1 protein-coding gene is annotated in these 26,953 nt (G+C 71.2%); it reads left to right on the top strand.

Features of this window, described 5'->3' with window-relative positions; all coding sequences use genetic code 11:
- Positions 1-22 precede the first annotated feature (22 nt).
- Entirely contained in the window at positions 23-26,797 is a 26,775-nt protein-coding gene (locus H0B43_RS10695; protein ID WP_185727925.1) for a non-ribosomal peptide synthase/polyketide synthase, read from the top strand.
- The last annotated feature ends 156 nt before the right edge of the window (positions 26,798-26,953 follow it).

Below are 26,953 nucleotides of genomic sequence, written 5' to 3'. Positions count from 1 at the left end.
GACGGGGCGAGGTCGAGTTCGAGTGTGCCCTGGAGATGGTGAAGGACCCGTTCCGGGGGCGGGGGAAACGCGCCGCCCCGCGGACGTCCATGGGCCGGGGGAGCGATGGGTCGATGTGGCTCGGGGAGGCGGCGAGCCGATTCCCCTGTCGGCGGCGCAGCGGGCCACGTGGTTCGCGCAGCAACTCGAGCCCCGGGTTCCGATCTCGATCGCCCAGTACGTCGAATTCTTCGGTGCCCTGGACATCGACCTGCTGCGGCAGGAGACGGTGGAGGCGGGCCGCGAATTCGAGTCGCCCTTCCTCAAGGTGTTCGACGTCGACGGACAGCCGCTGCAATACGTGGACCATCAGACCGACACCTCGATCGCGTACGTCGACTTCCGCGACGAGGACGACCCGGTGGCGGCGGCTCACGCGTGGATGGAGCGGGACTACGTCACACCCCTGGACCTGAGCGCCGATCGCCTCGTGGAAACGTCGATCCTGCAGACCGGCGACGCGCACTTCCTGTGGTACAGCAGGATTCACCACGTCGCCCTCGACGGTTACGGCGCCATGACGATGCTGCGCCGCATCGCACACCGCTACTCCGCGAAAGTTGCAGGAGTCGAACCGGATCCGAACCGGACGGCGAGCCTGCGGCGGTTGTACGACATCGATATTCGGTACCGGACGTCCGACCGTTTCGTGACGGACCGGGAGTACTGGGCGCAGCGGGTGGCCGGCCTCGAGGGGACGACGCTGGCGCGGACGCCGGGACACGTGTCGGCGACGAGCACGGTGGAGAGCGCAGTCCTCTCGGACGACGTGGTGGCCGTTCTGGATTCCCGCGACAGCCTGTCGGCGGCGACCATCATCGCCGCCGCTGCATGCTATCTCGCGCGGCGCACCGGAAGAACCGATGTGCTGGTGACCATTCCGGTGTCGGCCCGGACCACCGCGGTGTTACGCAATTCCGGCGGCATGCTCGTCAACGTGGCTCCGATGCCCGTCCACGTCCGCGCCGAGGACACCGTGGCGAAGCTGATCGAGAAGGTACAGCGTGAGCTGGTGGCGGCACTGCGGCATCAGCGGTGCAGCCTCGACGACATCCGCCGCGACGCCGGGGAGAGCGCGGCGACGGGACTGTACGGGCCGATGGTGAACGTCATGCTGTTCCGTCAGGAGGTCGCGCTGGGCTCGCTTCTCGGCGACTTCCACATCGTGACGTCCGGTCCGGTCGAGGACCTGCTGATCAACGTCTATCAGAGTGGTACACCCACCCGGATCTTCGTGGACTTCCGCGCGAACCCGAGCCGCTACGAGGAGCCGGAGCTGCGGGATCACCACCGGCAGTTCGTCGAGTTGCTCGAGGAACTGGCAACCGCGGATCCGGACTCGCGGCTGGACAGCATCCATGAGTCCAGTTCGCGTGCGGGCGAACAACTCCTGCGAGAGTCGGAGGACGTCGAATACTGGCGACGGACGCTGGCCGGGCTGCCGGACCTGTTGCCGTTGCCGACCGACCGGCCGCGGCCCGCGACGTCGTCGCAGGCGAGTGACCGGGTCACCGTCGTGGTGCCGGCCGCGGTGCACGGCCGGGTGGCGGCACTGGCCGATGCGGTGGACGCCGACACCGGCACCGTCTTCCTCACGGCATTGTCGATTCTGCTGGGCCGGGTCACCGGGAGCGGCGACATCGCCGTGGGAACGGCGGTGGATGTGGGCGACCGCCACGACGCCGTGGTGATTCGTTCGTTGTATTCGGGCGGGACCTCCTGCCGCGACTTCCTGTCGCACGTCCGGGACGTCGTCGCCGAGGCGCGCCTGCACACCCGTGTCCCGTTCGAGCGTCTCGTCGGAGATCTCGACGTGTCGCGGTCGGACGCCTACGCTCCGATCGTCCAGGTGCTGCTGGACACCCGGCCGCAGGGCGCGCACGGTGCCGCCCTCTCCGGCGTCGACCTGTGCGTGTCCGTGACGGAAGCGGTCGGCGAGGGGGGTGAGCCCGAGGGGGTCTCCGTCGAATTCGGTTTCGCCGCAGACCTGTTCGATGCGCACACGATCCGGGTGGCGGCAGAGCGGTTCCGCCGCATCCTCGAGGCGATGACGGCGGGCCCGGACGTTCCGGTGGGCGACATCGAGATTCTCTCCGACGAGGAGCGTTCCGCACTGACCCCGGTGCGGGGACAACCGGGCCGGTCCGAGCGTTCCCTGCCCGCGCTGTTCGCGGATGCGGCGGCCCTCGATCCGGCGGCGACCGCCCTGTCGAGGCAGGGCGAGGACCTGTCGTACGGGGAGTTGGACCGGTGGTCGACGCGGCTGGCCCGGGTGCTGATCGACCACGGGGTGGGGCCCGAATCGTTCGTCGCGCTGGCGTTGCCGCGTTCGTTCCGGTCGGTGGCGTCGGTCTGGGCCGTCGCGAAGACCGGTGCGGCGTTCGTTCCGGTGGACCCGAACTATCCGGCCGACCGGATCGACTACATGCTCGCCGATTCGGGCGTGCTGCTGGGTCTGACGGAGGCGTCGGTGCGCGGCAGCATGCACGATTCCGTTCCGTGGGTGGTGTTGGACGATCCGGACTTCCGGGCCGACTGCGACACCCGGCCAGACAGTCCGGTGACCGATTCCGACCGGGTTCGGCCGCTGCGGCTCGACCATGCCGCGTACGTGATCTACACGTCCGGTTCGACGGGGCAGCCGAAGGGTGTCACCGTCACCCACCGGGGGCTGGACACTTTCGCGGCCGACCAGCAGGCCCGGTTCGGCGCCACCAGATCGTCTCGGACACTGCACTTCTCCACGCCGAGCTTCGACGCGTCCCTGTTCGAGTACCTGCAGGCCTTCGGTGTCGGCGCCACGATGGTGGTCGTGCCGCCGTCCGCGTACGGCGGCGCCGAACTGGCCGACCTGCTGCGGTCCGAACGGGTCACCCACGGCTTCGTCACCACCGCCGCGCTGGGCACGATTCCACCGGACGGGCTCGACGACTTCCTCGACGTCGTGGTGGGCGGGGAGGCCTGCCCGCCCGAACTGGTTGCCCGGTGGGCGCCCGGCCGCCGGCTGTGCAACGCGTACGGCCCCACCGAGACCACGATCATGTCGAACATCAGCGCACCGATGACCCCCGGTGACCCGATCACGCTGGGCGGGCCGATTCGCGGCGCGGAGGAAGTGGTGCTCGACGCCCGGCTCCATCCGGTGCCCGTCGGCGTGCCGGGTGAGCTGTACATCGCGGGACCCGGTGTGGCCCGGGGCTATCACCGGCGGCCCGGTCTGACGGCCGCACGATTCGTCGCCGACCCGTACGGCCGGGGCCGGATGTACCGCACCGGCGACGTGGTGCGCTGGCGGCCCGACCACACGCTCGAATACCTGCGGCGCAGCGACTTCCAGGTGAAGGTGCGCGGATTCCGGATCGAGCTCGGCGAAATCGACGCGCTGCTGCAGACCCACTCCGATGTGTCGCTCGCCGTCACCATCGGGCGGCCCGGCCCGTCGGGAGACACGGTGCTGGTCTCGTACGTCGTCCCGGCGCCGGGCAGGCCGATCGAGACGACGGAACTGCTGCGGCAGGTGCGGAACCGGTTGCCGTCGTACATGGTGCCGTCGGTGGTCGTGGTGCTGGACGAGATCCCGCTGAACCCGGTCGGGAAGCTCGACCGCGCGGCGCTGCCGGAACCGCGATTCCTGTCCGCCGCGGCCGAGTTCCGGGCGCCCGCCGACCCGGTCGAGGAGACGATCGCCGAGGTCTTCACGGAGGTCCTCGGAGTCGAGCGGATCAGTGTCGACGACAGCTTCTTCGACCTCGGCGGCAATTCCCTGGTGGCGACGCGGGTGATCGCACGCGTCAACGCGGCGCTCGGATCGGACATCGGTGTGCGGGCGTTGTTCGAGGCGCCCACCGCCGAACTGCTCGCGGTCTTCGTGCGGCACGCGGGCACCGAACTCGTCGACCGGCCGCCCCTGACCGTCGGGGAGCGTCCCGAGCGGATCCCGCTGTCGCTGGCGCAGCAACGCATGTGGTTCATCAACCAGTTCGACACGTCGTCGGTCGCGTACAACATCCCGATGGCGGTGCGCCTGACCGGACCCCTGGACGCGGACACACTGGCGGCCGCGGTGGGCGACGTCGTCGAACGGCACGAATCGTTGCGCACCGTGTATCCCGCGTCGCCGGACGGCCCGCACCAGGTGATCGTCGATGCCGCGGAGGTCGTTCCCGATCTCACGCCGCAGGTGGACGGCGACGACTCGCTGCACGAACGGATCGCGACCCTCCTGATCGGCGGGTTCGACGTGAGCGCGGCGGTCCCGCTGCGGGCAACCTTGTTGCGCACCGGTACCGACGAGCACGTCCTGGTGATCGTGGTGCATCACATCGCGGCCGACGGGGCGTCGCTCGCGCCGCTGGCCCGCGACCTCATGGTGGCCTACTCGGCACGCCGGTCCGGGAGCGTGCCGAGCTGGGATCCACTGCCCGTGCAATACGCCGACTTCAGTGTGTGGCAGCGGCGGCTCCTCGGCAGCGCCGACGATCCGGACAGCCTCATGTCCCGGCAGCTGCACTATTGGCGGGATGCGCTCGCGGAGCTCCCCGAGGTGAGCGCCCTGCCGCTCGATCGGAACAGACCCGTCACGAGATCCCTCGCGGGTGCGACGGCACCGTTCTCGATCGACGCGGGCCTGCACCGACAGCTGCTTCTGCTCGCGCGGGAGCACAACGCGACGTTGTTCATGGTGATGCACGCGGCGCTGGCCGTGCTGCTGTCGCGGGTGTCCGGGTCGGAAGACGTCGCCATCGGCACCCCCATCGCGGGCCGCGGCGAGGCGGCGCTGGACGACCTGGTGGGGATGTTCGTCAACACGCTGGTGCTGCGGACGCGGGTCGACCCGGCCGAGGCGTTCACCGACGTGCTCGCCCGGGCCCGCGACACGGATCTGGGTGCGTTCGGGCACACGGACGTTCCCTTCGAGAGCGTCGTCGACGAGCTGGCGCCCTCCCGGTCGACGTCCCACTCGCCGCTGTTCCAGGTGCTGCTCGAATTCCAGAACACCGTTCGCGCGCATCTGGAACTGCCGGGCCTGACCGTCGAGGCCGTGGACGTCGATCCCGGGGTCGCCAAGTTCGACCTGCAGCTGTCGCTCGCCGAATACCACGACGACAAGGGGACGGCCGCGGGCATGGCGGCCGCCTTCCTCTACGCGACGGACGTGTTCGACCGGCCGTCGGTGGAGGGATTCGGCGAACGCTTCGTGCGGGTCCTGCGGGCGGTGGTGGACGATCCGGCGGCGGTGGTGGGCGACATCGCGGTTCTCGGCACGGCCGAGCGGGATCTGGTGCTGGACGGGTGGAACCGTGCGGGGGTCGCCGCGGACGCTCAGACCGTGGTCGAGATGTTCGCCCGGGTGGCCGCGGACACCCCGGACGCCACCGCGGTGGTGGGCGGTGCCGAGACGCTGACCTACCGGGAACTGGACGAGCGGGCGAACCGGTTGGCGCGGTTGCTGATCGCCGAGGGTGTGGGCGCCGAGTCGCTGGTCGCGGTGATGGTCGATCGCACCCCCGCCCTCGTGGTGACGCTACTGGCGGTCCTCGCGGCCGGTGGCGGATACGTCCCGGTCGACGCGAGCTATCCCGCCGAGCGGGTGACGGCGATGTTCGCGGACGCGCAGCCCGTCTGCGCTGTGGTGAGCGCCGAATTCGCCCCGCGGGTACCGGCCGGAATCCCGCGGCTGGTGATCGACGATCCGGAGACGGCCGGCGCGGCGGCGCGGCTGTCCGGGCTGCCGGTCACCGACGCGGACCGGTTGCGGCCGCTGTGGCCGGACGCCGTCGCGTACGTGATCTTCACGTCGGGATCGACCGGCAGGCCTAAGGGCGTGCAGGTGTCCCATCGCTGCCTCGTCACGCTGCTGGCCAACACCCGGGAGCTGTTCGGATTCGACGCCTCCGACGTGTGGACACTCTTCCATTCGTACGCCTTCGACTTCTCGGTCTGGGAACTGTGGGGAGCGCTCGTCCACGGTGGCCGCCTGGTGCTGGTCGACTACTTCACCGCGCGGTCGCCCGACACGTTCCTGGAACTGCTCCGCCGGGAGCGGGTGACGGTGCTGAACCAGACCCCGACGGCGTTCTACCAGCTGACCGAGGCCGACCGGGCGGCCGGCGCCGTCGAAAACGCCGACCGCGCGCCATTGTCGTTGCGGCACGTGATCTTCGGCGGCGAGGCTCTCGACGTCGGACAGCTCGAGCGGTGGTACGCGCGGCACGAAGACCACGCCCCGTTGCTGGTGAACATGTACGGCATCACCGAGACCACGGTGCACGTCAGCTTCCTGGCGCTGGATCGCGCACTGGCCGCGTCGGCCGCTGGTTCGGTGATCGGCGGCGGGCTCCCGGGTCTGCGCGTGTACGTGCTCGACAGCCGGTTGCATCCGGTGCCGCCCGGGGTGGTGGGCGAGCTGTACGTGTCGGGAGACCAGGTGACCCGCGGCTACCTCGGCCGGTCCGCCTTGACCGCAACCCGTTTCGTCGCCGACCCGTTCGACCGCGATCGTGCGGGCGCGCGCATGTACCGGTCGGGCGACGTCGTGAAATGGGGTGCGGGCGGCCGGCTCGAATACGTGGGACGCAGCGACTTCCAGGTGCAGCTCCGCGGATTCCGGGTGGAACTCGGCGAGGTGGAGGCGGCCCTGGCCGCGTGTGCCGGGGTGGCGCAATCGGTGGTCGTGGTGCGCGGCGACGACCGGGACGGCGACCGGCTGGTGGGCTACGTGGTGCCGGAGGCGGGAGCGGACGTCGACCCGGGCGTGGTGCTCGACGCGGTCGGGAGGGCGGTACCGTCGTACATGGTGCCGTCCGCGGTGGTGGTGATCGACGCGCTACCGCTGACCGTCAACGGCAAACTCGACCGGAAGGCGCTGCCGGAGGCCGACTTCGGCACGTCGACGGTGGGATTCGTCGCGCCGCGCAATCCGGTCGAGGAGATCGTCGCCGCCGTGTTCGCCGACCTGCTCGGCGTCGCCCGGGCCGGGGTGAACGACGACTTCTTCGCGCTCGGCGGGAACTCGCTGACCGCGACCCGGCTCGTGGCCCGGATCAACGCCGCGGTCGGCGACCGACTCGGGGTGCGCGACGTGTTCGACGCCCCGACCGTCGCCGGGCTCGCTGCCCGCGCGGAGGTCGGGGCCGCGCGGGCGGCGGCCCGGCCCGCCCCGCGGGACCCGGCGCGGGAGGTCCCCCTCTCGCTCGCCCAGCAGCGCATGTGGTTCATCAACCAGTTCGACACGGCCAGTGCGGCATACAACGTCGCGATCGCACTCCGCCTCGTGGGCGCGCTCGATCACGCGGCGCTGCAGGCGGCGCTCGCCGACGTCGTCGAGCGCCACGAATCGCTGCGCACCGTGTTCCCCCTCACCGACCGCGGTCCGCGGCAGGTGATCCTGCCGGCGGACGACGTCGCGCCCGTTCTCACACCGCGTGCCGTCGCGCCCGCGAATCTCGAGCGGGAACTCCGCCGCCTCCACTCCGCGGGATTCGACGTGACCGCGGAGGCGCCGGTGCGGGCCCGGTTGTTCGCGGCGGACGAGAGCGAGCACGTGCTGGCCGTCGTCGTCCACCACATCGCGGCGGACGGGTTCTCGATGGTTCCGCTCGCCCGGGACGTCCTGTCGGCGTACACCGCCCGGGTGCACGGCGTTGCGCCCGACTGGGTTCCGCTGGCCGTCCAGTACGCCGACTACACGCTGTGGCAGCGCGACCTCCTCGGGGCCGAGGACGACGACGAGTCGCCGCTCGCGCGACAATTGCAGTACTGGACCTCGACGCTCGCCGACGTCCCCGACGTGCTGGAACTGCCGACCGACCGGCCCCGCCCGGCGGCCAGGACCCTCGGAGCGGGCCGCGTCGAGTTCGAGATCGCGGCGGAGCTGCACCACGGTGTGGTGCGGGTGGCCCGCCGGCACGGATCGACCGTGTTCATGGCCCTGCACGCCGCGCTCGCCGTGCTGCTGTCGCGGCTGAGCGCGTCGGACGACGTCGCGGTGGGCACACCCGTCGCGGGACGCGGCGCGGCCGAACTCGACGACCTGGTCGGGATGTTCGTGAACACCCTCGTGCTCCGCACACCGGTCGACGGCGCCTGCACGTTCGCGGAACTTCTCGCACAGGTCCGGGACGCCGACCTCGGGGCGTTCACGCACGCCGACGTCCCGTTCGAAGGGGTCGTCGAGAGCCTGCGACCGTCGCGGTCCACCGCGTATTCGCCGCTGTTCCAGGTGATGCTGGAATTCCAGAACACCGAGCGCCCCGAACTGGAGTTGCCGGGGTTACACGTCGAACCCCTCGATCTCGCGTTCGACACGATCAATTTCGACCTGCAGCTGACTCTGCGGGAGAACGTGGACGCCGACGGACACCCCGCGGGTATCGGTGCGGCGCTCGGGTACGCCACCGACATCTTCGACGAGGCCACCGTGTCCGCGTTCGCCGACCGGCTGGTCCGGATCCTCGCCGCGGTCACGGCCGCGCCGGACGCGCCGGTCGGCGACATCGACGTTCTCGGCGCCGGCGAGCGGGCCGCGCTGACGTCGGTGACCGGGGGCGGCGGGGTGGCGCCGCGCACGCTGCCGCAATTGCTGACGGCGGCCGCGGCGGCGCACCCGGACGCCGCAGCGCTGTCCTTCGAGGGCCGCCGGGTGTCGTACCGAGACCTCGACGAGAGGTCGAACCGGCTCGCCCGACTGCTGATCGACCGTGGCGCCGGACCGGAACAGGTGGTGGCGCTGGCATTGTCGCGGTCGATCGACAGCGTGCTGGCCGTCTGGGCGGTGGCGAAGACGGGGGCGGCGTTCCTTCCGGTCGACCCCGATCATCCCGCCGAGCGCATCGCATACATGCTCACCGACTCCGGCGCCGTCGCGGGCATCACCACGGCCGCGCTCCGGCCCGGCCTGCCACCGTCGATTCCGTGGCTGGTGCCCGCCGATCCCGGGACGGAGGCCGAACTGTCGCTGCTGCCGGCAACGGCGGTGACCGACGCCGACCGCACCTCGGCACTGCACGTCGACCACCCGGCGTACCTGATCTACACGTCGGGATCCACCGGCCTGCCGAAGGGGGTGGTGACCACCCACCGCGGTCTGGCGAGTTTCGCTGCGACGGAACAGGACACGTTCGGTACGACCGCGGAGTCGCGCACCCTGCACTTCGCGTCGCCGAGCTTCGACGCGTCCGTGCTCGAGCTGATGCTCGCAGTCGGACCGGGTGCGACGATGGTGATCGCGTCCCCGTCCGTGTACGGCGGCGACGAACTGGCGGAGTTGCTGAGGCGGGAGCGGGTCACGCACTGCTTCGTCACGCCGGCGGCGCTCGCGTCAGTCGACCCCGCCGGCCTCGAGGGCGTGGAGTGCGTGGTGACCGGCGGAGAGTCGTGCCCGCCCGAACTGGTGGCCCGCTGGGCGCCGGGCCGGGCGATGTTCGACGCGTACGGGCCGACGGAGGCGACCGTGGTGTCGAGCATCAGCGCCGCGCTGGTGCCGGGAGAGCCCGTCACGATCGGGGCGCCGACGCTCGGCTTCAGCGAGGTTGTTCTCGACGCGCGGCTGCACCCCGTCCCGGTCGGTGTCGCGGGGGAGTTGTACCTCGCCGGGCCCGCGCTCGCGCGCGGCTACCACGGGCGGCGCCCCCTCACGGCGGAACGCTTCGTGCCCAACCCCTTCGGACCGCCGGGGAGCCGGATGTACCGGACCGGCGACCTGGTGCGCTGGATGCCGGACGGGCAACTCGACTATCTCGGACGCACCGACTTCCAGGTGAAGATCCGCGGCTTCCGGATCGAACTCGGCGAGGTGGAGTCGGTCCTCCTCGCCCACGAGTCCGTGGCGGCGGCCGTTGCGGACGTGCGCCGCGACGGTCACTCGGGTCATCGGCTGATCGGGTACGTGGTGCCCGAACCCGGAGCGGCCGTCGATCCCACCGCGCTGCTCCGGTTCGCCGGTGAGCGGCTCGCGTCCTACATGGTGCCCGCCGCTGTGCTCGTCATCGCCGCGCTCCCGGTGACGGTCCACGGCAAGATCGACCGGAAGGCGCTGCCGGAACCGGACTTCGGTGCCGGCGTCACCGTCAGCCGCCCGCCGCGCACCGAGGCCGAGGCGCTGCTCGCCGGGCTGTTCCGGGACGTACTGGGACTCGAATCGGTGGGTGTGGACGATTCGTTCTTCGCGCTCGGCGGCGACAGCATCATGTCGATCCAGCTTGTGGCCCGGGCGAAGGCGGCGGGTCTGCTCCTCTCACCGCGCGACGTGTTCGAACGCAGGACCGTGGCCGGTCTCGCCGAGGTCGTCCACCACGAACGCGCGGATGCCGTGGTGCTGGAGGAACTTCCCGGTGGCGGCGTCGGCCCGGTCCCGCTGACACCGGTCGTCGCGTGGATGCTGGAGCGCAGCGCCGGACGGCTGGACCGGTTCTCCCAGGCGGTGCTGGTGACCGCCCCGCCGGGGCTGCGCCGTGACGACCTCGTCGCCGCCGTGGACGCGGTGCTGGACCGGCACGACACGCTGCGCGCACGCCTCGCACGCGACGCGGAGGGGCAGTGGCGGATGACGGTGCTGCCCACCGGGTCGGTGTCGGCCGACGCGCTGATCCATCGCGTGCCCGTGCCGTCGTTCGACGCGAGCAGCTTCGATGCGGTCGCGCGAGGCGCACTGGACGCGGCGGCGGACCGGCTGGATCCGGCCTCGGCCAGCATGGTGCAGGTGCTCTGGTTCGACGGCCCGGGCGGGCAGGGGCGGCTACTGCCGGTCGCGCATCATCTGGTCGTCGACGGTGTGTCCTGGCGGATCCTGATCGCGGATCTCGCGGCGGCGCACGCCCGTGCCGTCGAGGGTGCGCCCGCCGCGCTGCCCGCAGTCGGGACGTCGATGCGGCGGTGGGCACACGGACTCACCGACGCGGTGCGGGACCGCCTCGACGAGGGGGAACGGTGGCAGTCCATCCTGGACGCTGCCGATCCGCTGCTCGGCTCCCGGCCACTGGATCCCGCCGTCGACGTCGACGCCACCACGGGCCGCCGCACCGTCGACGTGCCGGCGAACGTCACCGCGGCGCTGCTCACCACGCTGCCCGCCACCTTCCACGGCGCCGTCGGCGACGGCCTCCTCACCGCGCTGACGCTCGCGTTGATCCGGTGGCGGCGCGACCGCGGAACGAGCACAGCCGACGCGCTGATCAACCTCGAGGGTCACGGCCGCGAGGACCACGTCGTTCCCGGCGCCGACCTGTCGCGCACCGTCGGTTGGTTCACCACCCTGTTCCCGGTGCGGCTCGACCTCACGGGCATCGACATCGATGCCGCCTTCGCCGGCGACGCCCCGGCCGGGGCCGCGATCAAGGCGGTCAAGGAGCAACTCCTCGCCGTCCCCGACCACGGAATCGGATACGGCATGCTGCGCTACCTGGACGCGGACACGTCGCCGGCGCTGAGCCGGTTCCGGCCGCCGCAGATAAGTTTCAACTACCTCGGCCGGGTGGCGACGAGTGCAGGCGACGTGCCCTGGCTGCCCGTCGAGGGAAGCACCGATCTCGGTGGAACCCAGAACCACGACATGCCCGCCGCCTGGGTCGTGGACGTGAACGCGGCGACCACCGTCCGCGGCGGCGAACCCGTGCTGACCGCGACGTGGTCGTATCCCACCGGGATGGTGGCCGCGGAGGACGTGGACGAGCTCGCCGCACTGTGGGTCCAAGGCCTCACCGCTCTGGCCGAGCACGCCGGCAGGCCGGGCGCGGGCGGGCTCACACCGTCGGACCTGAACCTGGTGTCCGTCGGGCAATCCGACATCGACCGGCTCGAGCTCACCTATCCGGACCTCTCGGACATCTGGTCGCTGTCACCGCTGCAGGCGGGTCTGCTGTTCCACGCGCAGCTGTCCGAGCACCGGCTCGACGCGTATCAGGTGCAACTGGTGCTCGATCTCCGCGGCAGCGTCGACTCCCCGAGAATGCGCCGCGCCGCACAGGGTCTGCTCGACCGGCATGCGAACCTCCGGGTGGCCTTCGCCGACACGGGCAGCGGCCCGGCGCAGGTGGTCCTGAATTCGGTGACCGCTCCGTGGACCGACGTCGATCTCGCACATCTCGACGAGACCAGGATCTCCGCGGAACTGGCGGCCCTCCTGGCCGCCGATCGTGCGGTCCCGTTCGACATGTCGACGGCCCCGCTGCTCCGGTTCACGTTGCTGCGCACCGCACCCGACCGGTACCGACTGGTCGTCACCCATCACCACATCCTCCTCGACGGCTGGTCGACACCGCTGGTGATCAAGGATCTGCTGATCCTCTACGCCACCGGCGGCGACCCGGCCGCCCTTCCCCGGGTCACGTCCTACCGTGACTATCTGCAGTGGGTCGGCGCCCAGGACCGCGAACGGTCCACGGCCGCCTGGGTATCCGCTCTCGCCGGCGCGGACGAGCCGACGTTCGTCGCACCCGCGGCGCGCGGTGAGCACGGTTTCGCCAACCCGGAGGACGTGCGCCTCGACGTGAGCGAGGAGAAGACCCGGGAACTCGGGGCGCTCGCCCGGGACCGCGGGTTGACGATGAACACCCTCGTCCAGGTGGCGTGGGGGCTCGTGCTCACCACACTCGGCACCCGTGAGGACGTCACGTTCGGGGCCACGGTGTCCGGGCGCCCACCGGCCGTCGCCGGCATCGAGTCGATGGTCGGGCTGTTCATCAACACGGTGCCCGTCCGGCTCCGCCTGCGCCGCGACGAAACACTCGCGGAACTGCTGCAGCGCTTCCAGAGCGAACAGTCCGCCCTCCTCGACCACCACTACCTCGGCCTCACCGACATCCAGCGCGCCGTCGGACAGGGCGCCGCCTTCGACACGCTCACCGTGTTCGAGTCGTATCCGGTGGACCGGATGGGGCTGACCGAGGACACCGACATCGACGGCATGCGTGTGGCGGGGGTCGAGGGAATCGATTCGACCCATTATCCGTTCACCCTGATGGCGCACGTCGACACGGGACTGCACCTGCGATTGCGGTACCAGCCGGCCGTCTTCGACAGCGAGTTCGCGGAGTCGGTGGCGGCCCGGGTCGCGCGTGCCCTGCAAATCGTGCTGTCGGACATCGATACTCCCCTCGCGCACCTCACCTTGCTGTCGGAGGCCGAACTCAGGGAATTCACCGCGGTTCCCGGCGCCCCCGCCGGACCGCCGCGAACGCTGCCCGAGATCCTCACCGCCGCGGCGGGCGACCGACCGGACGCGCCCGCGATCGTCGTCGACGGACGCGAGACGAGCTACCACGAACTCGACACCCGGTCGAACGCGCTGGCCCGCCTGCTCATCGAACGGGGTGCCGGCCCGGAGACGTTCGTCGCGCTGGGACTCCCGAGATCGGCCGAATCGGTGCTCGCCGTGTGGGCGGTGGCGAAGGCGGGTGCGGCGTTCGTGCCCGTCGACCCGAATTATCCGCCCGAGCGCATCGAGCACATGCTGGCCGATTCCGGTGCGGCACTGGGTGTGACGACGTCGGCTCAGCGCAATCGGCTGCCCGGTTCGGTGCCGTGGCTGGTGCTCGACGAACCGGCATTCGACGGCACCTGGTCGGCCACCACCACCGCCCGCGTCACCGACCTCGACCGCCGATCGGTGCTCGACGTCGACCACGCGGCGTACGCGATCTACACGTCCGGGTCCACCGGCAGGCCGAAGGGCGTCGTCGTCACCCATCGCGGGCTGGCGAATCTGCTCACCGAACAGACCGAGCACTACACCGTGTCGCCCGACTCGCGTTGTCTGCACATCTGTTCGCCCAGTTTCGACGTGGCGATACTCGAACTCGTTCAATCGTGCGCGGCAGGTGCGGCGCTCGTGGTCGCACCACCCGACGTCTACGGCGGTGCGGAACTCGCGGAGTTGCTCCGGCGGGAACGGATCACCCACGCCTGCATCACCCCGGCCGTGCTCGCCACCGTCGAGAACGACGGCATCGAGCACCTCGAGGCGCTCGTCGTGGCCGGCGACGCCGTCGGCGACGAACTGGTGGCCACGTGGGGCACCGATCGCGGAATGTTCAACGGCTACGGACCCACCGAGGCCACCATCCTCACCACGTTCAGCCGGCCGATGGCCCCGGGGGAACCGGTCACGATCGGCGGTCCGGTCCGCGGCATCGTGCTGTCCGTCCTCGACGCGCGGCTGCAACCCGTCCCGGCCGGGGTGCCGGGGGAGCTGTACATCTCGGGACCGGCGCTGGCCCGCGGCTACCACCGGCGGCCCGCGCTCACCGCGGAACGGTTCGTCGCCAACCCGTACGCGGGCGGCCGCATGTACCGCACGGGCGACGTCGTGCGGTGGCGCCGGGACCACACGCTCGAATACCTCGGGCGCAGCGACTTCCAGGTGAAGATCCGCGGTCAGCGCGTCGAGCTCGGGGAGATCGATGCCGTGCTCACCACCCACCCGCACGTCGACTTCGCCGCGACCCTCGGCCGGCCGGGACCGCTGGGCGACACGGCACTCGTGTCGTACGTCCTGCCGCACGACGGCGAGGAGGTGGCGGCGCCCGACGTGCTCGCGTTCGCGGGCCGGATCCTGCCCAAGTACATGGTGCCCGCCGCCGTGGTGGTGCTGGACGAGATCCCCCTCACTCCGGTCGGCAAGCTGGACCGGAAGTCGCTGCCGGCACCGGAATTCGTCTCGTCGGCGATCGGCTACCGGGCGCCCACCACACCCGTCGAGGAGGCCGTCGCGCGGGTGTTCGCGGACGTGCTCGGTGCTCCGCGCGTCGGCGCGGACGACAGCTTCTTCGCACTCGGCGGCGACTCGCTCAGCGCCACCCGGGCGGTCGCGCGCATCAACTCCGCCCTCGACGCCGGGATCGGCGTGGCCGCACTGTTCGACGCACCCGCGGTCGCGGATCTGGCGGTCCGGATCGAATCGGCGTCGCCGGCGTACGTCCGGCCGGTGGCGCTCGCCGTGCGACCGCGCCCCGACCGGATACCGCTGTCGCTGGCGCAGCAACGCATGTGGTTCGTGAACCAGTTCGACCCGTCCTCGCCCGCGTACAACATTCCGGTCGCGTTGCGACTGACCGGCGACCTCGACCGCGCCGCCCTGCTCGCGGCGGTCGGCGACGTCGTGGAGCGGCACGAATCGCTGCGCACGGTGTTCCCCGGTGCGGTCGACGGACCGCACCAGGTGATCGTCGACGCCGGGCGGGCAACCCCGAGTCTCGAATCGATAGCCGTGTCCGGTGACCGCGACCTCCGGGACGCCCTCGCCGGCCTCGTCGACAGGGGCTTCGACGTGAGCGACGAGATCCCCTTCCGCGCCGCCCTGTTCGAGCTGAATCCCACGGAACACGTCCTGGCCATCGTGGTGCACCACATCGCCGCCGACGGGTTCTCCATGATGCCGCTGGCCCGCGACGTCATGCTGGCGTACACCGCCCGGACCGTGGGGGAGACCCCCGGCTGGACGCCGCTGCCGGTCCAGTACGCCGACTACAGCGTCTGGCAGCGGGATGTCCTCGGCGGGGTGGACGAACCCGACTCGGTGATGTCGCGGCAACTCGCCTACTGGACCGACGCGCTGGCCGGTGTGCCCGAGGTACTGCAGATCCCGCTGGACCGGCCGCGGCCCGCCCGGCGTTCGTACCGCGGGGCCGTCGTCGAGTTCGATGTGCCCGCGCGGCTGCACCGGTCGTTGAGTGCGCTTGCCGCCGAGCACAATGCGAGCCTGTTCATGGCCGTCCATGCGGCGTTCGCGGTGCTGCTGTCCCGGCTGTCGGGCACCGGCGACGTCACGATGGGCACGCCGGTCGCCGGTCGTGGGCAGGCGGCGCTCGACGACGTGGTGGGCATGTTCGTCAACACGCTCGTGCTGCGAACGGACATCGACCCGCGGGCGTCGTTCGGTGAGGTGCTGGCCGCGGTCCGGGCGGCCGACCTCGGCGCGTTCGAGCACGCGGACATCCCGTTCGAGCGGTTGGTCGACGATCTCGCCCCCGAACGGTCCACGTCGCACGCGCCGCTGTTCCAGGTGCTCGTCGAGTTCCGGAACGCGGAGGGCACGCACCTCGAGCTGCCGGGACTCACCGTCGACTCGGTCGACGTGGATCTCGGCGTGGCGAAGTTCGATCTGGAGCTGAGTCTCGCCGAACAGGTCGACGAGAACGGTGCGCCTGCCGGACTCGCCGCCGGACTGCGGTTCGCGACGGACGTGTTCGACCGGGACACCGTGAACCGGTTCGCGGAGCGATTCCTGCGGGTGCTCGAATCGATCGCTGCGACACCGGCTCTGCCGGTGGGCGACATCGAACTGCTGGACTCGCGGGAGCGGGACCTCGTGCTGCCACCGCGTGTCGGGTCCGCCGTCGACGCGACCCTCCCGGAACTGTTCGAGCGGGCTGCCGGGCAGTCCCGCGGTGCGACGGCCGTCGTGTGCGAGGGCGTCTCTGTCACCTACGCCGAGCTGGACACCCGTTCGAATCGACTGGCACGGTTGCTGATCGACCGCGGCGCGGGCCCCGAGACGCTGGTGGCCGTCGTCGCCGCGCGGTCGGTGGACCTGGTCGTGGCCCTTCTCGCCGTCGTGAAGTCGGGGGCCGGATACGTGCCCGTCGACGTCACGTATCCCGCGGAGCGGCTCGCGTACGTATTCGCCGACGCCCGGCCCGTGTGCGTGCTGACCACGGAGGAGGAGTCCGGGACGGTCCGGGCGTGCGGGGTCCCGATCCTCGTCGTCGACAGCTCGGGCACGGCGACCGAACTGGACCGTACGTCGGCGCTGCCGGTGACCGACCGGGACCGGTCGGGGCCGCTGCACCCGGATGCGGTGGCGTACGTCATCTACACCTCCGGGTCTACGGGTCGCCCGAAAGGCGTTCAGGTGGCGCATCGCAACGTCGCCACCCTGTTCGTGAACACGTGGCCGCTGTTCCGATTCGACGCCTCCGACGTGTGGACCATGTTCCACTCGGCGGCGTTCGACTTCTCCGTCTGGGAATTGTGGGGTGCGCTGCTCCACGGCGGCAGGCTGGTGGTGGTCGACTACTTCACGACCCGCTCACCCGACATGTTCCTGCGGCTGCTGCGGGACGAGAACGTCACCGTCCTGAATCAGACCCCGACCGCGTTCTACCAACTGGCCGAGGCGGACCGGGCGGCCGGCGGTACCGACCTCGACCTGCGTGTCGTGGTGTTCGGCGGCGAGGCCCTCGATCTGGGACAGCTCACCCGCTGGTACACGCGCCGCGCCGACAGCGCGCCGGTGCTGGTCAACATGTACGGGATCACGGAAACCACCGTGCACGTCAGTCATCTGCCGTTGGACGCGGAACTCGCGGCCCACGCATCCGCGTCCGTGATCGGCCGGGAACTGCCCGGTCTGCGCGTGTACGTGCTCGACGCCCGCTTGCACCCGGTGCCGCCGGGCGTGGTCGGCGAACTCTACGTGTCGGGTGCACAGGTGTCCCGCGGCTATCTGGGCCGGTTCGCGCTCACCGCAACCCGATTCGTGGCCGACCCGCGCACCCCCGGTTCCCGGATGTACCGGTCCGGCGACCTGGGCCGGTGGAACGCGGACGGACAGCTGGAATATCTGGGCCGCAACGACTTCCAGGTACAGATCAAGGGCTTCCGCATCGAGCTCGGTGAGGTGGAGTCGGCGCTTCTCGCCTGCGACGGCGTGGCGCAGTCCGTCGTGTCGGCGCGGCGGGAACGTCTGGTGGGGTACGTGGTGCCCGAGTCGGGGAGGGTGCTCGACCCCGCCGGAATCGTCGATCAGGTGGCGGGGCGGCTGGCGGCACACATGGTGCCCGCTGCCGTGGTCGTCCTCGACGCTCTGCCGCTCACCGTGAACGGCAAACTGGACCGCCGCGCGCTGCCCGAACCGGACTTCGGGCAGCGGGTGTCGCTGGGCCGGGCGCCCGCGACCGAGACGGAGCGGATCCTCGCCGGCCTGTTCGCCGAGGTGCTCGGTCTGGACTCGGTGGGTGTCGACGATTCGTTCTTCGCGGTGGGCGGCGATTCCATCATGTCCATCCAACTGGTCACGCGGGCGAAGGCGTCCGGGGTGGTGATCACCCCGCGGGAGGTGTTCGAGCGCAAGACGGTCGCCGCGCTCGCGGAGGTCGCGACCACGGGGGAGGAGGCCGTCACACTCGCGGAACTCCCGGGCGGCGGCGTCGGCGAGTTCCCCCTGACCCCGATCGTGCACTGGATGCTGGGCCGGGACGGCGACTTCCGGCGGTACTCGCAGGCCGCGCTGTTCCGGACGCCCGCCGAACTCGACGAGGACACGCTGACGGCGGCGATGCAGGCCGTGCTGGACCGGCACGACGTCCTGCGCGCCCGGCTGTACCCCAGCGACCGGGCCGAGCACGGCTGGACCATGACGGCCGCCCCGCCCGGCTGGGTCCGGGCGACGTCGGTGGTGCGCACGGTGCCCCTCGGCACGGCGGACTCCTTCACCGACACCGCCGCCCGCGAACTGGACGCCGCCGCCGGCCGGCTCGATCCGGAGTCGGGGGTGATGGTGCAGGCGGTATGGTTCCCGGGCGGCGCGACCCCGGCCGCCCGCGGACGGCTGCTGATCGTCGCCCATCACCTGGTGGTCGACGGGGTGTCCTGGCGCATCCTGGTCCCCGATCTCGCCCTCGCCTGCGCCCGGGTGCTGTCGGGCGACGCGCCGGCCCTGCCTCCCACGGGAACGTCGATGCGACGGTGGGCGCACGCCCTCACCGATGTGGCGCAGGAATCCTCCCGCACAGCCGAACTCGACCTCTGGCGGCGGATGCTCGACACCCCCGACCCGCCCCTGGGATCGCGGCCGCTCACCGCAGCCGACACGGAGACCTCCGCCGTCGAGGTCCAGCTTCCCGTCGCCGTGACCGAGGCGCTACTGACGACACTCCCGCAGGCGTTCCACGGGGCCGTCGGCGACGGTTTGCTCACGGCGCTGGCGCTGGCCCTCGTGCGCTGGCGCCGGGACCGCGGGGTCTCCTCGTCCGGCGCTCTCGTGAACCTCGAGGGACACGGCCGCGAGGAACAGGTGGTGCCGGGCGCCGACCTGGCCCGCACGGTCGGCTGGTTCACCACGATCTTCCCGGTGGCACTCGACCTGGACGGCGTGGACATCGACGACGCGTTCGCGGCCGGCCCCGCCGCGGGCGCCGCGATGAAGACGGTGAAGGAGCGGTTGCGGTCGATCCCGGACCACGGCATCGGGTTCGGGCTCCTCCGGTATCTCGCTGAGGACACGGCCGCGGAACTGTCGGCCGCCGCGAACCCGCAGGTGAGCTTCAACTACCTCGGCAGGCTCGGTGCGGGTACCACCCCGGACGGTGACTGGACGCCGCTGTCCGACGAGGGGCTCGCCGCCGCCGCGCAGTCGGGGCTGCCCGCGGCGGCCGTCGTCGACGTGAACGCGAGAACCACCGACACCACCGCGGGGCCGGCACTCACCGCGACGTGGTCGTTCCCCGTCGGAGTGATCGCGGCGGAGGACGTCGACGACCTCGCGCGCCTGTGGGTGCGGGCACTGGAGGCCCTTACCGCGCATGCCCGCTCCGGTGGCGGCGGCTTCACCCCGTCCGACCTGAACCTGGTGCGACTCGGTCAGGACGCGGTCGACGACCTCGCGCGCCGCTACCCCGACATGACCGACGTCTGGCCACTGTCGCCGCTGCAGGCCGGCATGCTGTTCCACGCCGAACTGGCCGACGAATCGGTGGACGCCTACCTCGTCCAGCTGATTCTCGACCTCGGGGGCCACGTCGACGCGGCCCGGCTGCGGCGGGCCGCAGGCGCCCTCCTCGACCGTCATCCCAACCTGCGCAGCGCGTTCTGCCACGACTCCGACGGCGGGGCCGAGCAGGTGGTCGCTGGCCGAGTTACGTTGCCCTGGAAGGAAATCGACCTCAGCGGATCGGACGACGACGAGGCCGAAGCGGAGATCGAGCGACTGCTGGCCGCCGACCGGACGACCCCGTTCGACATGACCAGCGCGCCGCTGATCCGCTTCCTCCTGATCCGGACCGCCGGGGGCCGCTGCCGGCTGGTGTCGACGAACCACCACATCCTCCTCGACGGCTGGTCGATGCCGCTGCTGGTCCGTGAACTGCTCACGCTGTACGCCACGGACGGAGACCCGTCACCGCTGCCGCGCGTGCGGGACTACCGCGACTACCTGACGTGGCTGAGCGGACGCGACCCCGACGGGTCGGCGCGCGCATGGGCGGACGCCCTCGCCGGAGTCGAGGAACCGACACTACTGGTCCCCGGCGACCGGGCGCGGCAACTGTCCACCGTGTCACGGGAATGGGTGTTCGACCTCGACGAGGACCGGACCGGCCTGCTGCGCGAATTCGCCCGCACACGGGGGCTCACGCTCAACAGCATTCTGCAGACGGCGTGGGGCGTCGTGCTCGGAATGCTCACCGGGCGCGACGACGTCGTGTTCGGCGCCACCGTGTCCGGGCGCCCGCCGGAACTGTCCGGGATCGAGACGATGGTCGGACTGTTCATCAACACCGTGCCGGTGCGGATCACGCTGCGCCCCGGCGAGACGGTGGGGGCGCTGCTCGAGCGGGTGCAGGCGGAACAGGCCGCGATGCTCGACCACCACTACACCGGCCTCGCGCAGATCCGGGACGCCGCGGGGCCCGGTGTCGGGTTCGACACCCTCACGGTGTTCGAGTCGTATCCGGTGGACCGTGCCGGGATGTCGGAAGACACCGACATCGCGGGACTCCGCGTGACCGGGGTGGATGCCCGCGACGCCGCCCATTACCCGCTGAGCCTGGTGGCGTCGGCGGATGCGAGCCTGCACCTGAAATTCGAATACGTGCCCGACCTGTTCGGCCCCGCGGACATCGAGAGCATCGCCGCGCGGGTGGTGCGGGTGCTCGACGCCTGCACACGCCCCGACACTCCGCTGGCCCGGCTGTCGCTGCTCACCGAGCGGGAACGCGCGGAGTTGGTTCCGGTCCGCGGCGGCGCGGGCGGCTCCACCCGCACGCTCGCCCAGATCTTCGCCGACGCCGCCGCGGCCGATCCCGACGCGGTCGCCCTGTCGTCCGGCGACGTGGACATGTCGTACCGGGAGCTGGACGAGCGGTCGACCCGGCTCGCACGGGTCCTGATCGCACGGGGTGCTGCGCCGGAAACCGCGGTGGCCGTGGGTGTCCCACGCTCGATCGACTCGGTGCTGTGCACGTGGGCGGTGGCCAAGACCGGGGCCGCGTTCGTGCCCGTCGACCCGAACTATCCCGGTGAACGCATCGGCCACATGCTCACCGATTCGGGGTGCGCGCTCGGCCTCACGACCTCCGGCCACCGGGCCCGCCTGCCCGAGAGCACGGTGTGGCTGGTGCTCGACGACCCCGCGTTCGCCGACGAATGCGGCACCGCCTCCGCAGCACCGGTCGACGACGGAGACCTCGCGGGACCGGTCACTCTCGACACCGCCGCCTACCTCGTGTACACCTCCGGCTCCACCGGCACGCCGAAGGGCGTGACCGTCACGCACCGCGGCCTCGACAACTTCGCGCGCGACCAACTCGCCCGATTCGGGGCGGGCCCGGAATCGCGCACGCTGCACTTCTCGACGCCGAGCTTCGACGGATCGCTGTTCGAATACCTGCAGGCGTTCGGCGCCGCGGCGACGATGGTGATCGCGCCGCCCACCCTGTTCGGCGGCGACGAACTCGCCGAACTGATCCGCGACCGGCGGGTGACGCACGCATTCGTCACCACGGCCGCCCTGGCCTCCCTCGACCCCGCGGGACTGGAGCAATTCGCCGACGTCACCGTCGGCGGGGAGGCCTGCCCGCCCGGACTCGTGTCCCGGTGGGCGCCGGGGCGCCGGCTGTACAACGGATACGGGCCGACCGAGACCACGATCATGTCCAACATCAGCGACCCCATGACCCCAGCAGACCCGATCACGATCGGCGGACCGATCCGCGGTGTCACGGAACTGGTCCTCGACTCCCGGTTGCAACCGGTCCCGGTCGGAGTTCCCGGCGAGTTGTACCTCGCCGGTGCCGGACTGGCGCGCGGCTACCACCGCCGCCCCGGACTCACCGCCGGACGGTTCGTGGCGAACCCGGCCCGGCCGGGCGACCGGATGTACCGCACCGGCGACATCGTGCGCTGGACCCCCGGCCACACCATCGAATACCTGGGACGCAGCGACTTCCAGGTGAAGGTCCGCGGATTCCGCATCGAACTCGGCGAGATCGACGCGGCCCTCGCCGCGGACCCCGGCGTGCGATTCGCGGCCACGGTCGCCTACCGCGGCCCCGCCGGAGACACCCTCCTCGCCTCCTACGTCGTACCCGCGCCGGGGCGCACCCTCGACACCGGGGCGATCACCCGTCGTCTCGGCGGCACACTGCCGGCCCACATGGTGCCGTCGTCGATCACCGTGCTTCCGGAGATTCCGCTCACCGCGGTCGGAAAGTTCGACCGAAAGGCCCTACCCGCACCCGAATTCGACGTCGGTGCCGGGGAATTCCGCGCACCCGCCGACCCGGTGGAGGAGACGGTGGCCGAGGTCTTCGCGGAAGTCCTCGGCCTCGACCGGGTGAGTGCGGATGCGGGCTTCTTCGACCTCGGCGGCAATTCGCTGAGCGCCACCCGCGCGGTGGCCCGCCTGCGCGCCGCACTCGGCACCGACGTGGGGGTGCGGGCGCTGTTCGAGGCACCCACGGTCGCGGCGTTCGCGGCGCGCCTCGAACATGCGGGAGCGGGCACGTCCGGCCGTCCCGCCCTGACCGCCGGGGAACGCCCCGACCGCATCCCCCTGTCCTACGCCCAGCAACGAATGTGGTTCATCAACCAGTTCGACACGAGTTCACCCGCCTACAACATCCCCATGATCGTCCGGCTCACCGGCGACCTCGACGTGGACGCGCTGACGGCCGCCCTCGGGGACGTCGTGGGCCGGCACGAGACGCTGCGCACCCGGTTCCCCCTCCGCGACGGCGAACCCGTCCAAGAGGTCCTCCCGTCCGCGCCGGCGGCTCTCACGCTCGCCCCCGTCGTCGCCGACGAAAAACGGCTACACCCGATCCTGGTCGCCGACGAAAAACCGCTACACCCGATTCTGGTCGCCGACGAAAAACGCCTCCGCGACCAGCTGACGCGCCTCGCGTCGACCGGCTTCGACGTCACCGCCGCGCCCCCGCTGCGCGTCACCCTGTACTCCCTCGACCCGCGGACGTACGTGCTGGCCGTGGTGGTGCACCACATCTCGGCCGACGGGTTCTCCATGGCGCCGCTGGTGCGGGACGTGATGATCGCGTACGAATCCCGCGTCCACGGGCGCGCCCCCGCATGGGCACCCCTGGCGGTGCAATACGCCGACTACACGCTCTGGCAGCGCCGGCTGCTGGGGTCGGACGACGACCCCGGGTCGCTGCTCTCACGTCAACTGGCCTATTGGGAGTCGGCGCTGGCCGGGCTGCCGGAACTCCTCGCACTGCCCACCGACCATCGGCGTCCCGCGCAACAATCGTTCCACGGCGACCGGGTGCGTTTCGCGATCGACGCCGGCCTGCACGAGCAGATCCGGTCCGCGGCACGCGAGCACGGGTCCACCGACTTCATGGTCGTGCACGCGGCGCTCGCCGTCCTGCTCGGCCGGCTGGGGAGCACGGACGACGTCGCGATCGGCACCCCGATCGCCGGCCGCGGCGAAGCGGCGCTCGACGACCTGGTCGGCATGTTCGTCGGCACCCTCGCGCTGCGCACCCCGATCGACCCGGGCCAGTCGTTCCGTGACCTGCTCGCGCGGGTCCGCGACACCGATCTCGGCGCGTTCGCGCACGCCGACCTTCCGTTCGAGCGCGTGGTGGACGCCGTCGGACCGGTGCGGTCGACCGCGCACTCACCCCTCTTCCAGGTGTCCCTCGAGTTCCAGAACACCGACAACCCCGCCCTGCGACTGCCCGCGCTCGGCGTCGAGGGTCTCGATCCGGCCCTCGACGTCGTGAAGGTGGACCTCGAGGTGATCCTCGACGAACGGTTCGACGCGGATGGCGCACCCGCGGGCATGGCGGGCGCGATCGACTATGCGACCGACCTGTTCGAGGCCGGCACGGTCCAGGGCTTCGCGGACCGGTTCGTCCGGATCCTCGAGGCGGTAACCGGCGACCCGGACGTCGTGGTCGGTGACGTCGAGATCCTCGGCGCCGACGAGGTGGCGGCCCTGACTCCGGCCCGCGGAGCGCCCGATGCGCCTGCGGTGCTGCTGCCCGCACTGTTGTCGGCGGCGGCATCGCGCCCGGACGCCGAGGCGGTGTCGTACGCGGGCCGCTCGGTGACGTACCGGGAATTGGACGAGACCTCGAACCGGCTGGCGCGCAGGCTGATCGACGCGGGTGCGGGACCCGGGACGTTCGTGGCGCTCGCCCTGCCGCGGTCGATCGAATCGGTGCTGTCCGTCTGGGCCGTCGCGAAGACCGGTGCGGCGTTCCTGCCCGTCGACCCCGCCTACCCGTCGGCGCGGATCGAGCACATGCTCACCGATTCCGGTGCGGTGTCCGGCGTGACCGTGCGCGCGCACCGCGACCGGCTGCCCGCCGCCGCGGACTGGATCGTCCTCGACGACGACATCCGGTTCGACGGCGCCGACGACGAGGAGCGGATCCGGGCGCACCCGGCGGCCCCCGTCACCGACGCCGACCGGACCACGCCGCTGCACGAGTCGCATCCCGCGTATCTCGTCTACACGTCCGGATCCACGGGCACACCCAAGGGCGTGGCCGTCACCCACCGCGGCCTGGCGAACCTCGCTGCCGAGGAGCGCGACCGGCTCCACGTCGCACCCGACTCCCGGGTGCTGCACTTCGCGTCGCCGAGCTTCGATGCGTCCGTGTTCGAACTCGTCATGGCGTTCTGCGCGGGTGCGGCCCTGGTGATCGCGCCGCCCACGATCTACGGCGGCACCGAATTGGCGGCACTGCTGAGCGACGAGCGGGTGTCCCACGGGTTCGTCACCCCGACGGCGCTGGCGTCGATGGACCCCCTCGGGTTCGAATCGTTGCGAACGCTGGTCGTGGCCGGCGAACCGTGCCCGCCCGAACTCGTCGCCCGGTGGGCGCCCGGCCGCCGCATGTTCAATGCCTACGGGCCGACGGAGACCACGATCATGTCGAACATCAGCGAGTCGCTGGTGCCGGGCGAACCGGTCACGCTCGGCGCCCCCACCCGCGGTGTCTCCGAGGTCGTGCTGGATTCCCGACTGCGCCCGGTACCGGTCGGCGTGGTCGGCGAACTGTACGTGTCGGGACGCGCCCTGGCGTCCGGGTACCACCGTCGGTCCGGGTTGACGGCATCACGGTTCGTGGCCGCGCCGTGGGGCACCCCCGGCGAACGGATGTACCGCACGGGCGACGTGGTGCGATGGCGCCGCGACGGCACCCTCGAATACGTCGGACGCAGCGACTTCCAGGTGAAGATCCGCGGGTTCCGGATCGAACCCGGTGAGATCGACGCCGCACTCACCGATCACCCGGACGTCGGGTTCGCCGTCACGATCGCCCGAGCCGGGCCGGCGGGGGAACCGTTGCTCGTGTCCTATGTCCGCCCGGTCGGCGGCGCGAGCGTCGACGCCGCGGAACTCACCCGGCTCGCCGGTGAACGATTGCCCGGCCACATGGTGCCGGCCGCGATCGTCGTGCTCGAGCAGATTCCGCTGACCCCGGTCGGCAAACTCGATCGCGCCGCGCTGCCCGCACCCGCGTTCCTGTCCGGCGCGGGCTACCGGCCGCCCGCGAACGCCGTGGAGGAAGCGATCGTCGAGGTGTACGCCGACGTGCTCGCTCTCGATCGGGTGGGCGCCGACGACAACTTCTTCGAGAGGGGAGGCAATTCCCTGCTCGCCACCACGGTGGTGTCCGCCCTCCAGGAGCGACTCGACCGGAAGATTCCCCTGCAGTGGATGTTCCTCGATCCCACGCCGGCCGGGCTCGCAGGCAGGATCGCGCTGCCGTCCGCCGAGGGAGGCGTCCGGGAGGCGCTGGCGGTGGTGATCCCGCTGCGCACCGAGGGAACCGGGCGACCGCTGTTCTGTGTGCACCCCGGAATCGGGCTGTCCTGGGGGTATGCGGGCCTGGTCCGGTACCTGCCGCCCGACCGCCGCGCGTACGGTCTGCAACTGCCCACGATCAGCGGCGACGGCGAGTATCGGTCGATCGAGCAACTGGCCCACCGGTACGTCGAGGAGATGAAGGCCATCCAGCCCGAGGGACCGTACGACCTGCTCGGCTGGTCGCTCGGCGGGGTGATCGCCCACGCGATGGCCGTCGAACTGCAACGCGGCGGCGACACGGTGGCGACGCTCGCGCTCATGGACAGCTACCCCGACGACGGCGAGGACCAGCTGTTCGGGAAGCTCGACATGCACGACCTGCTGCGCGGCCTCGGCCTGGTCGTCGAGACGGACGGCGAGCTCACCTACGAGGAGGCGGCGCGGCTTCTCGACGAATCGTGGGGCAGCGACTCCGGTCTCCGCGGCGACGACCTCGAGCGCATCAACGCCGGATACGAGAACTCGCGGGACCTGGTCCACCGGTTCGTGCCCCAGGTCTTCGACGGCGACCTGCTCATCTTCCCCGCCGTCGGCGCGGACGACACCGGTACCCGGTCGCGGTCGGCGCAGGAGTGGCGGCCGCTCGTGGGTGGCCGCATCGACGAGCACGCGGTGGACTGCGGGCACAACGACATGATCGAGCCGGAGTCCCTCGCCGTCATCGGTCCGGTGCTGTCGCGGTACCTCGACAAGCCGATGTGAACCCGGCGTCGCGGCGGGCGAATATCGGAAACGGGGCCGCCCGCTGTGCGACGATGAATTCTGTGTGCGCTGGTGACGGCAAACGGATGAGCAGGGGGACGGGGAGAATCTTCCGCCTCTCGCCTTCGCGAGTGCCGGTTCGGACACGGCCACACT

Source organism: Rhodococcus sp. 4CII (assembly GCF_014256275.1).
In the GTDB taxonomy this organism is placed as follows: Bacteria; Actinomycetota; Actinomycetes; order Mycobacteriales; family Mycobacteriaceae; genus Rhodococcus_F; species Rhodococcus_F wratislaviensis_A.
The sequence above is the reverse complement of the archived record's forward strand: the minus strand, read 5'-3'. Positions and strand labels throughout refer to the sequence as shown.